Origin of the sequence: Pseudoalteromonas sp. NZS127 (assembly GCF_015864805.1) — a bacterium.
In the GTDB taxonomy this organism is placed as follows: domain Bacteria; phylum Pseudomonadota; class Gammaproteobacteria; order Enterobacterales; family Alteromonadaceae; genus Pseudoalteromonas; species Pseudoalteromonas nigrifaciens.
Map to the genome: position 1 here is coordinate 58,479 of NZ_JADYWN010000013.1, position 18,584 is coordinate 77,062.

Here is an 18,584-nt window from a genome sequence, read left to right on the forward strand (position 1 = left end):
GGCTAAATATATTAATTACCTAACCCATAACTAAATAATTAGTAAATAGTGAATTTAGTCCTTGAACAAACAGCCCTGCATACGTTAATTTCGTTGTATCAGGTAAATAGGAATGAGGAATGAATATGCAAACGTGGAACCCAAATAGCTGGAGAGAACTGCCAATATTGCAGCAGCCAAACTACCCAGATCAAGAATCACTTAAATCAGTAGAAGCGCAATTAAAGAGTGCTCCGCCTTTAGTATTCGCTGAAGAGACCAGAAGTTTATTTAAGCAGCTAGAAGATGTATGCGAAGGGCGCGCTTTTTTATTACAAGGTGGTGATTGTGCTGAGTCGTTTAGTGACTTTAATGCCGCTAACATTCGCGATACTTTTAAAACAATTTTACAAATGGCCGTGGTATTAACTTACGGCGGTAAATGCCCAGTAGTTAAAATAGCGCGTATGGCAGGGCAGTATGCAAAACCACGTTCAGCAGATTTAGAAACGATTGATGGCGTATCACTACCGTCATACCGTGGCGACATTGTTAACAATTTTGAGTTTACCGAACAAGCGCGTATTCCAGATCCACAACGCCTAATGACAGCGTATCATCACAGTGCCGCTACGTTAAACTTACTGCGTGCATTTGCACAAGGTGGCCTTGCTGACTTACACCAAGTAAACCGTTGGAATATGGGCTTTGTTGCGGCTAATCCACAAAAAGAAAAGTATCAACAGCTAGCTGATAAAATTCAAGATGCGCTTGAGTTTATGGAAGTGTGTGGTATTAATTCTACTATTGCACCAAGCTTAAAAGAAACCGATTTATACACCTCTCATGAGGCGCTATTACTAGGCTACGAAGAAGCACTAACTCGCCGTGACCATTTATCTGGCGATTGGTACGATTGTTCTGCGCACTTTGTGTGGATTGGCGAGCGTACGCGTCAGCTAGACCACGCGCATATTGAATTTTTTAAAGGAATTAAAAATCCAATCGGGGTTAAAGTTGGCCCAGGCATGGACCCAGATGATTTAATACGCTTAATTGATGCATTAAACCCAGATAACATTCCAGGTCGATTAACATTAATTACCCGTATGGGCGCAGATATACTCCCTGAAAAACTACCGGCACTGGTACGCAAAGTACAACAAGAAGGCCGTAAAGTAATTTGGAGTTCTGATCCAATGCACGGTAACACCGAAAAGGCGAGTTCAGGATACAAAACACGTAGCTTTGATAACATCATGCGTGAGATCAGCCAGTTTTTTGCAGTGCATAAAGCCGAGGGCAGCTATGCAGGCGGCGTGCATTTAGAAATGACAGGTCAACACGTTACTGAGTGTACTGGCGGTGCGTACGGACTGTCTGACGACGATTTAGCACAGCGCTATAAAACCCAGTGCGACCCACGTTTAAATGCCGATCAAGTATTAGAACTAGGCTTTTTAGTTGCCGATTTATTAAAAGACGCACGCAAATAAGTAAAATGAATCCCCTAAATACAAACGCCGCTAATTAAGCGGCGTTTTTTTATACTTTCTAGTTAAGCTAACCACACTGTAAGTTAGTACTTACGGCGCTCTAAATCAGTATCAGATATAATCTTCGCCGATATTTCTTCAACTGAGTGATGAGTAGAGTTTAAAAATGGAATTCTATTACGCTTATACAGCATTTCTACTTCGCGCACTTCTATACGACATTGACGAATAGAAGCGTATTTAGAATTAGCCATACGCCTGTCTCTAATGGCAGCAAGGCGCTCAGGATCAATAGTTAAGCCAAAGAGTTTATGTTTAAAAGGTATTAAGCATTTAGGCAAGCCTTCAGTTTCAAGGTCGTCTTCGGTAATCGGGTAGTTAGCGGCTTTAATACCATATTGTAGTGCTAAATATAAACTCGTTGGGGTTTTACCACTGCGGCTCACACCGATTAAAATAATATCGGCCTCTCCATAGTTTTTAATATTACCGCCATCATCATTCATCAGCGCGTAGTTAACCGCATCAATTCTAAAATCATAGCTTTTTTCATGAATAGAGTGAGTTCGATGAATTTTTGGTACTGGCGCCACATTTAGTTCTTTTTCTATTTTTTCGCTATAGGTTGTCAAAAAGTCATAACACACTGCATTAGCAGAGCTAATAATTTCAGTTAAGTTGTAATTTACAAAGGTAAAAAATATTAAAGGCTTTTCACCGTCTCTTTTAGCCGTTGCATTAATTAACTCTTTAATTTGATGCGCTTTCTCTTCTGTTTCTACAAAGGGAATGGTTTTATGATTAAATTCAACAGGGAACAGTGACAAAGTAGCATGGCCAAAAACCTCAGAAGTAATTGCTGTGCCATCTGAAATATAAAAAGCAGTTCTCATAAATCCTCTTTTTTATTACTTTTAATTTTAAAATTAAGTTTCTCACGGTTTACGTGAGGACTGTTGCCAGTGTAGAATGGGTGTGACCTTTATAAAAGGTTTTCTTTCTTAACTCTCACAGTTATATCGATTGTATTAAGTAAATAGTCAATTATAGCGATAGGAAGCGCTTTATTAGCAACATAAAAATTAACAGGTAGTTGTTCTACATGAAAATTTTTAACTTGTTAATACAATGTCTAACTCGCTAAAATGATTAAATGTTAATTAGTTGGTATTTAGTACTACAATTTGTTTTTTTGGAGAAAGATCCGTGCAAGAATACGTTCTCTGGTATCAAGAGCTTGGTATGCAAGATGTTCCTCGTGTTGGCGGTAAAAACGCTTCACTTGGCGAAATGATTTCAAACCTAGCAAACGCAGGTGTACAAGTGCCGGGTGGTTTTGCAACTACCGCTGATGCTTTTAATGAGTTTTTAGATCAATCAGGACTCACCGCAAAAATTCACGATATTCTAGATACACTTGATGTTGAAGATGTGAATACACTCGCTAAAGTCGGTGCCGATATCCGCCAATGGATAATCGATACACCATTCCAACCTAATCTAGATAAAGCCATTCGCGAAGCATACAGCCAACTCCACGGCGACACAGCAGCCGATGTTTCATTTGCAGTACGTTCATCAGCTACTGCTGAAGACATGCCAGACGCATCATTCGCAGGCCAGCAAGAAACTTTCCTAAACGTTGTTGGTATCGACTCAGTAATGGTCGCTATTAAACACGTATTTGCTTCATTATTTAACGACCGCGCTATCTCTTACCGTGTTCATCAAGGGTACGATCACCGTGGTGTTGCACTGTCTGCTGGTATACAACGTATGGTTCGTTCAGATAAGTCAGCATCTGGCGTTATGTTTAGTATTGATACCGAGTCTGGTTTTGAAGATGTTGTATTTATCACATCAAGCTACGGGCTAGGAGAAATGGTTGTACAGGGCGCAGTAAACCCTGATGAATTTTATGTTCATAAACCAACATTACTTAAAAACAAACCTTCAGTAGTACGTCGTAACATTGGCTCTAAAGCCATTCAAATGATTTACTCAGAAGACAAAGCACATGGTAAGCAAGTAGACATCGTTGATGTTGCCCCTGAGCTTTCAAATAAATTTTCGATTACAGATGAAGAAGTGCAAGAACTTGCCAAGCAAGCTGTAATCATCGAAAAACATTACGGTCGTCCAATGGACATCGAATGGGCAAAAGACGGTAACGACGGCAAACTATATATAGTTCAAGCTCGTCCAGAAACGGTTCGCTCAAACGAAGATGCCAACGTAATGGAACGTTTTCAATTAAATGGCACCAGCAAGGTTGTTGTTGAAGGCCGTGCAATTGGTCATAAAATTGGTAGCGGTGTTGTTCGTGTTCTTAACTCAATCAAAGAGATGGATCAGGTTCAAGTAGGCGACATTTTAGTTACCGACATGACCGACCCAGATTGGGAACCAATCATGAAACGTGCAGCAGCGATTGTTACAAATCGTGGTGGCCGTACTTGTCATGCTGCAATTATTGCACGTGAACTTGGTATTCCAGCCGTTGTTGGTTGTGGTAACGCAACTGATTTAATAACAGCTGGTCAAGAAGTTACCGTATCATGTGCCGAAGGCGATACAGGTTTCATCTACGAAGGTATTTTAGACTTTGAAGTACTTACTTCACGTGTTGACGAAATGCCTGAGCTACCAATTAAAGTAATGATGAACGTAGGTAATCCAGATCGTGCATTCGATTTTGCTCGTTTACCACATTCAGGTGTTGGCCTAGCCCGTGTTGAATTTATTATCAACCGTATGATTGGCGTTCACCCTAAAGCACTACTTAATTTTGATGCACAAACTGATGCATTAAAAGCAGAGATAACCGACATGATGGCCGGTTATGAATCTCCAGTAGAGTTTTATATCTCTAAATTGGTTGAAGGTATTTCTACTCTGGCGTGTGCATTTGCACCAGAGCGTGTAATTGTTCGCATGTCTGATTTTAAATCAAACGAGTACGCAAACTTAGTTGGCGGCCAACAATACGAACCGGAAGAAGAAAACCCTATGATAGGTTTTCGAGGCGCCGCTCGTTATGTGTCAGAAGCTTTCCGCGACTGTTTTGCTCTAGAGTGTGAAGCAATTAAACGCGTAAGAAACGGCATGGACATGACCAATATCGAAATCATGATCCCATTCGTACGTACCGTTGAAGAAGGTAAACGTGTTATTGAACTACTTGAAGAGCATGGCCTTAAACGTGGCGATAATGGTCTAAAAGTAATTATGATGTGTGAACTGCCTTCAAACGCACTATTAGCTGAAGAGTTTTTAGAGCATTTTGATGGTTTTTCTATCGGTTCAAACGACTTAACTCAGCTAACGCTTGGATTAGATCGTGACTCAGGTTTAATCGCACATCTATTTGATGAACGCGACCCTGCAATCAAAAAGCTACTTTCTATGGCAATTAAAACAGCTAAAGAAAAAGGCAAGTATGTAGGTATTTGTGGTCAAGGTCCTTCTGATCATGAAGACTTTGCAGCATGGTTAGTAGAGCAGGGTATCGACTCTGTTTCATTAAATCCAGATACAGTACTAGAAACATGGTTATACTTAGCTGAAAAACTAGCTAAATAATTACTTTGTTTAATAAAAATGCCAGCAAAAGCTGGCATTTTTGTTTGTGTAATTTAAAACAAAGTTTTAACGTGCTAATTTTTTATCTAAATATCGGCACGATTTAGTTAACGCTTTTTGACAAAGCCCCAAATAATGCCTTGCTTTTGGGTAGTCAAAAGAAAAACACAATAACCCTGCCATAAAAAATATTAACGATGGTCCAGGTACAATCGCAAAAAATAAACCCAGTAACATGCACAATACACCGGCTAAAAGTAATAGTATTTTTTTCATAGTTAAAGCCCTCTAGTAACTGTTAACTTGAGTATAATTGCAGTGCGAATAAAATCGATTAAAAGTGTGTTACAAACTGTAAAATCTTCAATTTCTATTACCCCGCAGCATGATATAATTAATCAAATGCCTTAAAATATCGCCGTCATGATAGCAACTATTACACAGCAAGATGCCGCGACAGAAGTTGTCGCAAATTACTTAAGTACCATTAAAAATCAAGGGTTTACTGGAGACACTGACGCAAGTTATGCAACCCGCATAACAGCTTCAACCGATAACAGTATTTACCAAGAGCTACCGCAAGGTGTTATCTTTCCTAAAACCGAAAAAGATATTCAACTTGCGTTGCAAACAGCATCTCGCGACCCCTTTTTATCGTTAACATTTGGTCCGCGCGGCGGCGGCACTGGGACTAACGGGCAATCATTAACCCCTGGCATTATTGTCGATTTATCACGATACATGCGTGAAATACTCGAAATAAACACACAAGAAGGCTGGGTGCGTGTACAAACTGGGGTAATAAAAGATCAGCTTAATGACTTTTTAAAACCTTATGGGTTTTTCTTTTCACCCGACTTATCTACCAGTAATAGAGCAACCATTGGCGGTATGATCAGCACTGATGCTTCGGGTCAAGGCTCGCTAGTTTACGGTAAAACGAGTGACCATGTTTTAGGGCTAACAACTTATTTGGTCGATGGCACACCTATGTGTACTGCAGCTATTGATACAGAGAAAGCAAAGGTAATCGCAGAACAAGACACATTAGTTGGTCATTTATACAAAACCGTTTTAGCTATCGCACTAAATGAGCGCGAAGCTGTATTAGCTAAATTCCCTAGATTAAACCGCTTTTTAACCGGATACGACCTAGAGCATGTGCTAAGTGATGACTTACAAACTTTTGATATGAGCCGCTTAATTACCGGCTCTGAAGGATCATTAGGTATAGTTACCGAGGCTAAATTAAAGCTAACCCCCATTGCTGAATTTAAAACTTTAATTAATATTAAGTATGATAGTTTTGATTCGGCACTACGTCATTCACCATTTTTGGTAGCTGCGAGAGCAACCTCAGTTGAAACTGTCGATAGCAAAGTTTTAAACTTAGCCCGCCAAGATATTATTTGGCATTCAGTATCGGACTTAATAACCGACATTCCTAATAAAGATATGCAAGGGCTCAACATGGTTGAGTTTAATGCTGTATCACCAGAGGATATAAAAGACAAAGTAGACACTTTGTGCAAACTATTAGATCAGTGCGTGGCACAACAAACTAATGGTGTTATTGGTTACCAGCTAACCAGTAATAAAAGTGATATTTTAACAATTTACGCCATGCGTAAAAAGTCAGTCGGGCTTTTAGGTAATGTAAAAGGCAGTCAGAAACCACTCGCCTTTGCAGAAGACACTGCGGTACCACCAGAAAACTTAGCTGATTATATAGTAGAGTTTAGAGCATTACTCGACAGCCATAATTTACAATATGGAATGTTTGGCCATGTTGACGCTGGCGTTTTACATGTTAGGCCTGCGCTCGATATGTGCGACCCAGAACAAGAAAAACTATTGCGTGTTATTTCAGATGAAGTGGTAAAACTCACCGCTAAATACGGTGGTTTAATGTGGGGCGAACACGGTAAAGGGTATCGTAGCGAATATGGCCCAGCGTTTTTTGGCGACCATTTATTTACTCAGTTACGTAAAATAAAAACTGCATTTGATCCAAATAACCGAATAAACCCGGGTAAAATATGTACACCTATCGATAGTGAAGACTCACTAGTAAGTGTTGATGGACAAAAACGTTCATGGTTCGATAAACAAATATCTATTGATGTAAAAACAAGTTTTAATAATGCCATGACTTGTAACGGTAACGGAATATGCTTTAACTACGATGAAAACTCACCAATGTGTCCGTCGTATAAAGTAACCGGCGATCGCCGACATTCACCTAAAGGCCGCGCAAGTTTAATGCGCGAATGGTTGCGCCTGCAAGAAGCAAAAAATGTAGATTTACTTGAGGTCGAAAAGCAACTTAATAAAGGCGAAGTAATTACCTGGTGGGAACGTTTTGTTCACAGCCGTGAAAAAAACAAAGGCATTTACGACTTTTCTCACGAAGTTAAAGCTTCGATGGACGAGTGCTTAGCCTGCAAAGCATGTACTACTGCTTGCCCAATTAAAGTAGATGTACCTACTTTTCGTTCGCGTTTTTTAAATTATTATCATAGTTACTACGCACGTCCACTCAAAGATTACCTAGTGGGTAATATAGAAGTTAGTGCGCCATTAATGGCTAAATTTGCACGTATTATTAATCCTATAGTAAGTACAGACCTAGTTAGTAACATAATTAAAAAAACCGTGGGTTATGTAAATACACCACAATTAAGTATTCCCGCACTAACTAATCGAGTAAACAAAGCTCATACTTTTAATTTTGAATTACTAAATAAATTAAGTGCTGAGCAACAAAACGAATATGTATTAATAGTACAAGACCCATTCACTAGTTTTTATGAAGCAGAATTAGTAGAGAGTTTTATTACGCTTATTACCCAGCTCGGCAAAAAGCCAATGTTATTACCTTTTAAACCCAATGGAAAACCACAACATGTAAAAGGGTTTTTACATGAGTTTAAAGTAACAGCAAAAAACGCCGCGGAGTTTTTAAATAAACTTAACGATATTAATGCGCCACTGGTTGGTTTAGATGCTTCATTAGTTATGTGTTACCGCGATGAGTACAATACAATTTTAGAAAATAATCGTGGTGATTTCCATGTGCAACTTGCTCACGAGTGGTTACAAACTCAATCGTTTACGCAATTAAAAGCAAAACAAAATACTAATACTAATACTGAATTTACTTTATTAAGCCACTGTACCGAAACTACCGCCTTACCAAAAGCTGCGAGTGTTTGGCAAAATATTTTTAGCGATATTGGCTTAACATTAAAAACAACCAGTACTGGTTGTTGCGGCATGGCGGGTACTTATGGTCATGAAGCACAAAACCAAAACAACTCGCGCGCACTATACGAAATGAGTTGGAAACCTATTGTAGATAAAAATAAACCCGAGCAACTGTTATCAACAGGATTTTCTTGTCGTAGCCAAGTTAAACGATATGAAAAATTTAAACCTAAACATCCAATTGAGTTACTTGCACACCTACTTAGCAATTAAACTTTATTAGGCTGATTAAAAAATGCGTAACTTTATAAATAAAATTACGCATTTTTACTTTTTACTTTTTAGCAAAACTATCTGCAATTGGCTTAGTAGTTATACCATGAATAAATACACTAAATAAAATAGTGGTCATAGCAATAGTTGCAATCTGATATTTATTTTCTATTTGAGTATCAATTACCATTAACGTAAATACTATCGATGCGAGTCCTCTTGGTCCAAACCAAGCAAAAGTAAATCGCTCTTTTATATTCAGTGCAGTAAATTGCAGTGACAACATAACCGGAATTATTCTGATCAAAGTTGCACTGAGTAAAGCATAAATTATTATTTCAAAACTGAGTTTTGGTAAAACCAAATAGGCACTTACAAAACCAAATAAACACCAAATTAATAATGCTGCAAAATCGGCTATGTGCTCTGAGTCTTCAACAATTTCACAACGTATCGACTCTGGAGAATATCGGTCAAACAATAAACCTGCTACAAACACTGCAATAAAACCACTACTATGAAAATACTGTGTAATAGAAAATATCGCCATTGCAAAACCTACCAGCAAAAAAGGACTGGTTTTTTGTGCAAAATAATGGCGTTGCATAGCAAAGTTTAAAGTGGGAATAAATATCGCAACACTCGCAATTGCAATCAATAGCGCTATACCAAGTTCCCGAGTAAAAATAATCATAGTTTGTGAAGCGGTGATCCCAAGCTCTGGGTTATTAGCTAATAACAAAAAAATTAAAAATACAGGTACACATAAACCATCATTTAAACCACTTTCAGTATTTATTCCTTCACGGATATTTTCGGGCACTTGTGTACTTTCTAATAGTCCTTTACTTAGTGCTGCATCGGTTGGTGTTAAAATAATTGCTAATAATGCAGCTTGAATAAGTGTTAACTCTGCAAATAAAAATAATGCAGTGCCAATACCTAACAACAAGGTAAGGGGTAGGGCAACAAATAATAATAAACTTGGATACTGATAACTGTGTTTTAAAACGCTTAGTTTTGTTTTTGTAGCGTCGGTAAATAAAAACAAACTTAAAGTTAATTCAATTAAAGGTAATATATAAGCTCCACCATTTTTTAATTGTTCAACTTCCTCAGGTATAAACCAAGCCAGTGCTATTCCTCCAATCACAAAAAACATTGGGCCAGTGATTTCGGTTCTTTCTAATTGCCGGATTGTTAATGAATAAATCAAAAACAAACTGCCAATAAAAGTAATGACTAAATATTCCATTATATTTTCCTTTTTAAACCAGATTTTGCACGTTCTTTTATATTTGTTTGAATATAAATTTGATCTGTAGTTGCTATTTTTGCGTGTCCTAAATCTTCAGATAAATGTTTGAGTGGTCGTGTTTGTGCATCGTGTGTTGCACCTGTATGTCTAAGCCAATGTGCGGTTGCAGCTTCAAGTTGTTCAGAGTCATCTTTAAAACCATCATCAAGTAAAGATTGCTGAGCTAAATCAAAACTTTGTTGTACCAAACGTCGTATTTGCCTAACTGTCATGCCACCTTGGCCACGAATTTTATGCACCAAAGGTTCAGATTCATCAACGCGTGGTAGGGCAGGTAAACCACGATAAAGTCGGTAGCGTTTTAAATATTCAACAAAATCATCGCTTAGAGTTACATCTCGTAATTTATTACCTTTACCCATAATACGTAAAAACCAAAAGCCATCGTTGTCTTGCCAAAAATGCGACATAACGGGCGACCATTGTGGCCGCTCTGACAATTCGGAGATCCGTAAATATAATCCTTTTAAACATGCCAGAGTAAATAAATTTCTTTCTAGATCAGGTTGTTGCTCACATAAGTCGCGCGTTACCCCAAACACATATTCCCATTGTATATCGCTTAGCGTATCGGGGATCTGTATTTGCGATTGAACCACTAAATAGGGACTATTCTTTTTTACTACAGGCACAAAATTGGCAAAGGTTTTTTCTTCTAAAATAGCAAATTTATAAAATACGTTAAGTGCAGTAAACATTGCCGATAATGTTTGTTGGCTAGCAATTGATTCTTTTTGGATGAAAGGGCGCCAATTTGTATTTAAACGACGAATACCTTGCTCGTCTTTATAACGCCATTGTACTGATGTTGTAGCCCAAGCTTTATCTGGTTCAACAACAAAATCTACATAACCTTCAATATCTTCGCGCTTTAAATCAAATACTGATTTTTCAGCCACTAACCATGCCCATAAATAAAAACGTTCAAGCTCACTTCTAAACCGACTATAGGTTGCTTCCGATTTGCGACCATAAACATATAAAAACTGGTATAAGAAGGTAAGATCTTGTTTTGATTCAGTTACAGTCAAGCCAACTTGCTGTATAAAGGTAGCCAGTTCTGGATATTCTGAATTTAAAGTATTATCTTCAAGATGAGCAATTTGATATCTCAATTGTTTTAACGTATCAACCAAAGCAACTAGCATAGTAATAAAATATTCAATAAAATAATAGACTTATAGATTAACCATAAAGTCCGATACTGTCTAGTATTGGACATAAATAGATTCTATTATTTTGTAATTATATACTTGCTAGTTATAAATGTTATTTAAGGAAAATTCATGAAAAGATTTATTTTGCTAAGTATGGTCGTATTTACACTCGCGCTCACAGGTTGTGCAACAACAGGCAGCGCCTCACCAAGCGAAAAACGTGCATTAGTGCATAGCATGGAATCAAATACATTAAGTAAACTTTACACGATAAAACCAGATGTTAAAAAGCAAATTGCTAACTCTGCAGGTTATGCTGTTTTTGATAATGCCAACGTCAATGTTGTTTTAGCTAGTTTTGGTGGTGGTTATGGTGTTATTAAAAATAACCTAACGGGTAAATCTACATACATGAATATGGGCGAAGCCGGTTTAGGCCTAGGTTTAGGTGTTAAAGACTTTAACGTTGTTATGGTTTTTCATAACCAAGCGGCACTAAACAGATTTATTGAACACGGTTGGGCATTTGGCGGAAACGCAGATGCAGCAGCTAAATATAAAGAAAAAGGCGGTGCATTAGTTGCCGAAGCAATAGCAGACCAAGTTACTGTGTATTCTTTGACCGAAAGCGGCCTTGCACTACAAGCAGTATTAAAAGGTACTAAGTTTTGGGTCGACTCCGAGCTTAATTAACCCCTAAATTACTCTCCTAAAAGCGAGCTGATTTGAATAATCACCCTCGCTTTCTTTTAAATATATCAATTTAACATAACATAACTTATAGGTTATCTATTATGCTGTAAATGAGAGGTTACTAGCTGATTAGCAATGGCTGTTAATTTCATAAACTTTAGAGAAATTAACCAATATTTCCCTCGTTAGCCATATAGTTCTCTCTTTATTTAGACATTAATTAAGAGTAGTCTAGCTATCTGAAAATTAATGTCTTTTAAAGTTCTTTTGATCAATCTGTAGGTAACAAATGGAAGTGAATTTAAGTAATAAGCCAAGTAATGTGATGTCAGATAACTTCTTACGTCAACGACGTAATTTGTTTATTATAAATTTATTAGTACTTTTTATGATGTTAGCAGAAGTGCAAGCAAATAAGATTACGCTGGGGGGAGTTAGCTTTGAAAAGTTTGGTAACCCAAAAGCAATATTTCTTTTCTTATGGGTTTCATGGGGCTATTTTTTCTATAGATTTATTCTTTATTTCCTCGAAGATGAATGGTCTAAGTGTAAACATAAATTTTCTGACTCCTTCCACTATTTCCTTAATAATAAATATAGAAAATTATTATTCATTAGTGGTAAAGATCTTAGATTTAATGATTTTTCATATTCTCAACTTAAGCATAATCGTTTCAGATGTTTGATTCCAATGCCTTATAATCCAATTTCTGAATCTCAAAAGAACGATGAAATTCAGTTTTATGAAAAACAGTTCATGTTTACTAAACTAAAGTTTTTTCTGAATTTTTTGTTCTTAACTACAATTTTTACTAATTACTTTCTTCCATTTTTGATTAGTCTTTTTACTTTTGTAGTTGCGTTAAAATCAGATTGGGAAGGTTCGATTATTAAACTAACCACTTTTTTTTGAATAGAATTAATAATAGTAAAATTCTGTCCAATCAAATCTCCCAACTGACAGGCTGTCAACCATGACAGCATTGTAACTAATTAATAAAAAAGGGCTTTTCGCCCTTTTCTTTAATGTTACGTACCGTAATTTATGGGCTGTAATAACTATACAATAAATAAGTATAAGATCCAGATGCCCTGTATTATACAGAGCGTCTGGATCTTAATTATAACTTTTATTAACTAAGAATAGTGTAAAGTAACGCAGCTAAAGTACCACCTATAGTCGGACCTAACACTGGAATCCATGAATAACTCCAATTACTATCTATCTTACCTTTGATCGGTAACAAAGCATGTACAATTCTAGGCCCTAAATCTCTAGCTGGATTTATTGCATATCCTGTTGTACCACCCAATGAAAGCCCAATTCCCCACACAACAAAAGCAACTGGAATTGCACCTATAGAGCCCAAACCAATTTTAGTCCCAGTACCATTGTCGATTTCAGCCGCCGAAAAATAAAATACACAAATCAATAAAACAAAAGTACCTACAATTTCACTAATTATATTTCTAAATGTATTTGGTATTGCTGGTGCTGTACAAAAGACTGCTCGTTTTAATTCTGCATCATCTGTAGCATCAAAGTGATCTTTATATATTACATAAACTAAAAAAGCTCCAATCATTGCACCAATAAATTGTGCAGCAATGTAAGCAGGGACTTCAGTCCAAGAAAATTTTTCAGCTACTGCTAAGCTAAGTGTTACAGCTGGGTTTAGATGTGCTCCACTATAAGGGCCAGCGACAACCACACCAATAAATACAGCAAGACCCCAAGCTGTAGTAACAGCCATCCACCCTCCTCCTTCACCTATTGTTTTTTTTAAAATATTATTAGCAACTACACCGCCTCCAATTAAAATTAAGAGGGCCGTTCCTAATATTTCTGCTATAAATGGTGTCATTTTATATTCCTTGCTAAAAGCTAAAATTAAATCTACCTTAATGAACATGTCTTTTTATAAGCGAATACTATCTACACTATGAAACTATTTTTGTTTAAATGTTGTAATTCAAAGTGCTTGATATCCTTAAAAGCATCTATAATGGTCACTAATAAAACTATCCTATTGAGCTTAGAGTTTATGATTGCGAGTTTGAATAACTTTACTTACATCCATAAACTCTAATCAAACAAGTTTGGTATGAATTTATATTTAAAGGTAAATTAGTAACTTATCCTTCACTTTGTACTTTTTTAACTGATTTACACCAGCCATCATAAAGCTCATCACGTTTTGTTTTGGTCATGCCAGGTTCGAATCGTCTTTCACAATTCCAATTAGTTGCCAATGACTCAAGTGATGAGAATACACCAGCCCTGAGTCCTGCAAGATAAGCTACACCTAAAGCAGTCGTTTCACTAATAGTTGAACGGTCAACCTCTGCACCTAAAACGTCTGACAAAAACTGCATAAGCCATCCATTTATGACCATACCACCATCAACTCTAAGTACCTGAGGCCTTACGCCGTCTGATTCCATAGCCTTTTGAAGATCTTTAGTTTGAAAACAAACAGACTGTAATCCTGCTGTTACTATCTCTTTAATACCCGTATCTCTAGTTAATCCAAATATAGCCCCACGAGCATTTGGATCCCAATATGGTGCACCCAAACCAGTAAATGCAGGAACCATATATATTCCATGATCTAGGGAGGTATTGATAGCGAGTAATTCTGTTTCATCTGCTTTTTCAATTAACTGTAAGCCATCTCTAAGCCATTGAATTGCTGCGCCAGCTATAAAAATACTGCCCTCTAATGCATAGGTTGGTTTGCCATTCAAACGATAGGCGACAGTACTAAGAAGTCTATTTTTAGATTGAAGAACTTGATCACCTGTATTAACCATCATAAAGCACCCTGTTCCATAGGTACTTTTAGCCATACCTGCTTGAAAGCATGTTTGGCCAAACAGTGCTGACTGTTGATCACCTGCCATACCTAAAATAGGCACTTCGTAACCTAAATATTTTTCACTCGCCATACCAAAGTCATCTGATGAATCCATTACTTCTGGTAGCATATTTAATGGAACATCAAGTAATTCAAGTAGTTCGGTATCCCATTCTTGCGTATGAATATTAAATAGCATAGTTCTCGATGCATTAGTTGCATCTGTGCGATGTTCTTTTCCGCCTGTCAACTTCCATAACAAATAAGTATCGACCGTACCAAAAATTAAATCACCATTTTCTGCTTTTTCACGAGCGCCTGGACAACTTTCTAAAATCCAATTTATTTTAGTCGCAGAAAAATACGGATCGATTAATAACCCCGTTTTTTGCATAATTAGTTCTTCTTTTCCTGCAAGCCTTAAACTATCGCATAGTTCTGTTGTACGCCTATCTTGCCAGACTATCGCATTATAAATGGGTTCACCGGTTACTTTATCCCAAACGATTGTAGTTTCGCGTTGATTAGTAATACCAATAGCAATAACTTTATCATGCTCAGGATCTAGGTTCTTCATAACAGCATTAATAGTATGAAGAACAGACTCCCATATGTCCTCAGGCTTATGCTCAACATAACCATCTTTTGGAAAATGTTGTTCAAATTCTTGTTGTTCTATATATGCAACTTTGCCATTTAAATCGAATAAAACACTGCGAGAGCTAGTCGTACCTTGATCAATTGAAAGGATATAATTATTCATTATTTTTTACACTTTAACATTCGGTTATTTTCGTTTTTGTACTATTACATGAATTAAATGTAACATACAACAAATATCAAACTTTTATATACAATTATTTAATGAAATAATTTCTATAAAATTCTCATTTACTTCTTTTTCACTTATAATAGTTTTACTAATTAAAATTAAAATTATGCTAAATAAAAATGACCCAAGATCAGAGACACGAATCTATATTAAAACTATTAAAAGAAAGAGATTCCATTTCTATTGAAGAATTAGTTGAGCACTATAAAGTCACTCCACAGACGATAAGACGCGACCTTACCCATCTTGCAAAGTTAAACAAATTAAGGCGTCATCATGGAGGCGCTAGTGTAGTCTCAAGCATTCAAAATATGGCGTATCAAACTAGAAAAATCATGGATTTAGAAGCTAAACAAAAAATAGCGCAACATTTAGTTAGTATGATACCAAATGGTTCTTCTTTATTTATAAATATAGGAACAACGACTGAGACTATAGCTAAAGCACTTCTATCGCATGAAAACCTTAAAGTTGTAACTAACAATTTAAATGTTGCTGCTATATTAGGCGTTAAAAAGGATTTTTCAGTTCTTATAGCAGGAGGAGAAGTTAGACATAGAGATGGTGGTATTATTGGTGAAACAACTGAAGATTTTATCAATCAGTTTCGTATGGACTTCGGCATTATCGGCATAAGTGGGATAGAAGAAAATGGTTCTCTACTTGATTTCGATTATCGTGAAGTTCGTGTTGCTCAAGCAATCATCAAAAATTCACGTAAAGTTTTACTCGCCGCTGATAATTCAAAATTTGGTAGGTGCGCTATGGTTCGTTTAGGTAACATTAGTCAAGCAGATGACTTTATTACTGATGCTAAACCACCTAAGAGTATTCTAACCTTACTTTCCGAACATGACGTTAAGCTTCATATAGCACGATAGTAGTCAATCAAAACCATCTAATACATACAGAACAATTCAAATAATTTCAAGTAGATACCATGAATTTCGTTGTTAATGTAGTTAATAATTAAATAATAAATTGGTTAAATTAATATATAACTTTGTAATTCCCTCCTCTATTTCACTCCTGTATACCAGAATTTATTTTCTTTTATGTACTTTAATGTTTGCAAATGTTCGCAAATAAGTGATACTTTTAAAAATGAACATAAAAGCAAATTAAAACCATGTATTACTCTTTAGTATTAATGTTATCGATAAGGCACCAATGAAAAACCTATATACACAATTAGAGCAGGATAACGTTCCAAAAACACTCACACTGCTGCTCCAAAGCATAGTTGGTGCATGCACAGAAATAGCTACTCGTATTAATCATGGTGCATTATCTGATGTGCTTGGCTCATTGCCTGATCACAATGTACAAGGAGAGGTACAAAAGAAGTTAGATGTTATCGCTAATAATATTTTGATTGAATCTCTAAAAAAGAATAAGCAGGTTAGAGCTGTCGCATCTGAAGAAGTAGAAGACATTATATTATGTAATAGTTTTGGCAAATACCTTATTTGTTTCGACCCATTAGATGGTTCATCTAATACTGATGTAAATGGTTCATTAGGTACTATTTTTTCTATAACTTCAGCTTCTCCTGCCCAAACAGAAGTTAGTGAAGAAGACTTTTTTTCTACAGGAAGATCAATTATCGCTGCAGGCTATGTTCTATATGGCCCATCGCTTATGCTTGCCTTATCAACAGGTTCAGGAACACATATTTATACATTAGATCCCTCAAATAATAACTTTATGCTCACACATCCTAATTTAAACATTCCAGAAGATACGAATGAATTTTCATTTAATTTATCAAACCAATTTAAGTGGCCTGAAAATGTACAAAAATATATTGTTGATTTACAGCTTGGTACCGATGGTATCCGAAAGAAAAACTTTAATATGAGATGGTTGGGAGCCATGGTAGGTGATATGCATAGAATTCTATGTAAGGGAGGTATATTTGGGTACCCTGAAGAAAAAAACTTTAAATACGGTAAATTAAGATTACTTTATGAAGCAAACCCAATTGCATTTTTAGTAGAGCAAGCAAATGGTTTAGCAAGTAATGGGACTACTTCTATTTTAGACACTGTGCCTTCAAGTATACATCAACGGATCCCTGTATTTATTGGTTCTAAGAATGAAGTTCTACTTATAGAAAAGTATGCTTTAGGAAAATAAAAAACATACATTATTACTTTAAGAGTGACATCTGTATTTATATAGAAATTGTATCTAACTTTACTTTTGTTAAGAAACATATCTGCTTTCAATTATTTAAAGGTTAAAATCATGTCAATAAGACTTAACATGCTAGAAAAAATAAAAAATAGTCAAGGCTTTATAGCTGCACTAGATCAAAGTGGTGGGAGTTCACCAAAAGCTTTAGAGCAGTATGGTATCTCATCTAGTGAGATTTCATCTGATGAGGAGATGTTTAAATATATACATTCTATGCGAGCACGAATAATTTCAAGTAGTCCATTTAATTCACAAAAAATATTGGGCGCAATTCTATTTAAAGATACTTTAAATCGTTACATTGAAAATATTCCAACAGCTGAATATTTGTGGAAACATAAAGAAATTGTACCATTTTTAAAAATAGATGAAGGTTTAATGCCTGAATCTGACGGTGTACAGTTAATGAAACCCATTAAAAACCTTGGTTCAATACTAACGGTTGATACTAATTTTGTTTTTGGCACAAAAATGCGGTCTGTTATAAAACAAGCTAGTCGTATTGGTATCCAAAATGTTGTTAAACAGCAATTTGAAATTGCAAAAGAGGTAATAAATTCAGGGCTAATGCCTATTATTGAGCCTGAAGTTGATATTTATTGCGAAGAAAAGCAATCTGCAGAACTCATGTTGCATGATGTAATTATTGAAGAGCTGAATAACCTTGAAAATGGACAGCAAGTAATATTAAAACTCACGTTACCTGAAGTGCCTAATTTATATAAAGATCTTGCAACACACCCAAAAGTTTTAAAATTAGTTGCTCTATCTGGTGGTTACTCTATTACACAAGCCAATGAAAAGCTAAAAAGAAATACTGGTATTATTGCTAGTTTTTCAAGAGCATTATTGATTGGCCTACATCATGACATGTCTGATAAAAAGTTTGATGAAAAATTAAATAATTCTATAGAAGCCATTTATGAAGCTTCAATATATAAATTATAAGTAATCCAACTTCCATAAGCATAAAAACTTTATACGTAATCT

At 36.1% G+C, this 18,584-nt stretch carries 14 protein-coding genes; 8 read left to right on the top strand and 6 right to left on the bottom strand.

All coding sequences use genetic code 11. The annotated features are described in order from the left end of the window. Positions 1-125 precede the first annotated feature (125 nt). Positions 126-1,475 (top strand): class II 3-deoxy-7-phosphoheptulonate synthase, encoded by a 1,350-nt coding sequence (locus I6E78_RS12475; RefSeq protein WP_172459254.1) that lies wholly within the window; start codon positions 126-128, stop codon positions 1,473-1,475. Positions 1,476-1,558: 83 nt separating this feature from the next. Here the strand turns inward: I6E78_RS12475 and ppsR are convergent, their stop codons facing one another. Next, on the bottom strand, positions 1,559-2,368 hold the full coding sequence (ppsR, locus tag I6E78_RS12480) for a posphoenolpyruvate synthetase regulatory kinase/phosphorylase PpsR (protein WP_011330181.1): 810 nt from the start codon (positions 2,366-2,368) through the stop codon (positions 1,559-1,561). 313 nt (positions 2,369-2,681) lie between these two features. Between ppsR and ppsA the strand changes: the two genes are divergently transcribed. Next, on the top strand, positions 2,682-5,057 hold the full coding sequence (ppsA, locus tag I6E78_RS12485; protein ID WP_041454953.1) for a phosphoenolpyruvate synthase: 2,376 nt from the start codon (positions 2,682-2,684) through the stop codon (positions 5,055-5,057). Between the two features lie 66 nt (positions 5,058-5,123). Here ppsA and I6E78_RS12490 read toward each other — a convergent pair whose 3' ends face one another. After that, a complete protein-coding gene (locus I6E78_RS12490; RefSeq protein WP_041454951.1) occupies positions 5,124-5,333 on the bottom strand; it encodes a PGPGW domain-containing protein in 210 nt (69 codons plus the stop codon). A 147-nt stretch (positions 5,334-5,480) separates the two neighbouring features. Here I6E78_RS12490 and ydiJ point away from each other — a divergent pair, with 147 nt between their 5' ends. Next, the gene (ydiJ, locus tag I6E78_RS12495) at positions 5,481-8,537 is read left to right on the top strand and encodes a D-2-hydroxyglutarate dehydrogenase YdiJ (protein ID WP_197182638.1); all 3,057 of its coding nucleotides are present in this window, start codon (positions 5,481-5,483) and stop codon (positions 8,535-8,537) included. 61 nt (positions 8,538-8,598) lie between these two features. Here ydiJ and I6E78_RS12500 read toward each other — a convergent pair whose 3' ends face one another. Together I6E78_RS12500 and I6E78_RS12505 are read right to left on the bottom strand one after the other, a co-directional pair. After that, positions 8,599-9,792: a cation:proton antiporter gene (locus tag I6E78_RS12500; protein ID WP_086998423.1), complete on the bottom strand. Its 1,194-nt coding sequence runs from the start codon at positions 9,790-9,792 to the stop codon at positions 8,599-8,601. After that, a complete protein-coding gene (locus I6E78_RS12505) occupies positions 9,792-11,003 on the bottom strand; it encodes a tyrosine-type recombinase/integrase (protein WP_011330177.1) in 1,212 nt (403 codons plus the stop codon). Before I6E78_RS12505 ends, I6E78_RS12500 begins: the two co-directional genes overlap by 1 nt. 138 nt (positions 11,004-11,141) lie before the next feature. Here I6E78_RS12505 and I6E78_RS12510 point away from each other — a divergent pair, with 138 nt between their 5' ends. Both I6E78_RS12510 and I6E78_RS12515 read left to right on the top strand, forming a co-directional pair. Further along, positions 11,142-11,705: a YSC84-related protein gene (locus I6E78_RS12510; protein WP_089369312.1), complete on the top strand. Its 564-nt coding sequence runs from the start codon at positions 11,142-11,144 to the stop codon at positions 11,703-11,705. Positions 11,706-11,994: 289 nt separating this feature from the next. Then, on the top strand, positions 11,995-12,618 hold the full coding sequence (locus tag I6E78_RS12515; protein ID WP_197182639.1) for a hypothetical protein: 624 nt from the start codon (positions 11,995-11,997) through the stop codon (positions 12,616-12,618). A gap of 220 nt (positions 12,619-12,838) precedes the next feature. On the opposite strand, the gene I6E78_RS12520 is transcribed toward I6E78_RS12515, so the two are convergent. Both I6E78_RS12520 and glpK read right to left on the bottom strand, forming a co-directional pair. Then, positions 12,839-13,570, bottom strand: a complete 732-nt coding sequence (locus I6E78_RS12520; RefSeq protein WP_033103174.1) for an MIP/aquaporin family protein — start codon at positions 13,568-13,570, stop codon at positions 12,839-12,841. Between the two features lie 271 nt (positions 13,571-13,841). Then, positions 13,842-15,326 carry a glycerol kinase GlpK gene (glpK, locus tag I6E78_RS12525; protein WP_192531716.1) on the bottom strand — a complete coding sequence of 495 codons (1,485 nt, stop codon included), beginning with the start codon at positions 15,324-15,326 and terminating at the stop codon, positions 13,842-13,844. A gap of 188 nt (positions 15,327-15,514) precedes the next feature. Here glpK and I6E78_RS12530 point away from each other — a divergent pair, with 188 nt between their 5' ends. From I6E78_RS12530 to I6E78_RS12540, 3 genes are all read left to right on the top strand, one after another. Next, positions 15,515-16,276 carry a DeoR/GlpR family transcriptional regulator gene (locus tag I6E78_RS12530; protein WP_011330173.1) on the top strand — a complete coding sequence of 254 codons (762 nt, stop codon included), beginning with the start codon at positions 15,515-15,517 and terminating at the stop codon, positions 16,274-16,276. A 289-nt stretch (positions 16,277-16,565) separates the two neighbouring features. Continuing rightward, positions 16,566-17,534: a class 1 fructose-bisphosphatase gene (locus tag I6E78_RS12535; RefSeq protein WP_197182640.1), complete on the top strand. Its 969-nt coding sequence runs from the start codon at positions 16,566-16,568 to the stop codon at positions 17,532-17,534. A gap of 111 nt (positions 17,535-17,645) precedes the next feature. Continuing rightward, on the top strand, positions 17,646-18,542 hold the full coding sequence (locus I6E78_RS12540) for a fructose bisphosphate aldolase (protein ID WP_011330171.1): 897 nt from the start codon (positions 17,646-17,648) through the stop codon (positions 18,540-18,542). Positions 18,543-18,584 lie beyond the last annotated feature (42 nt).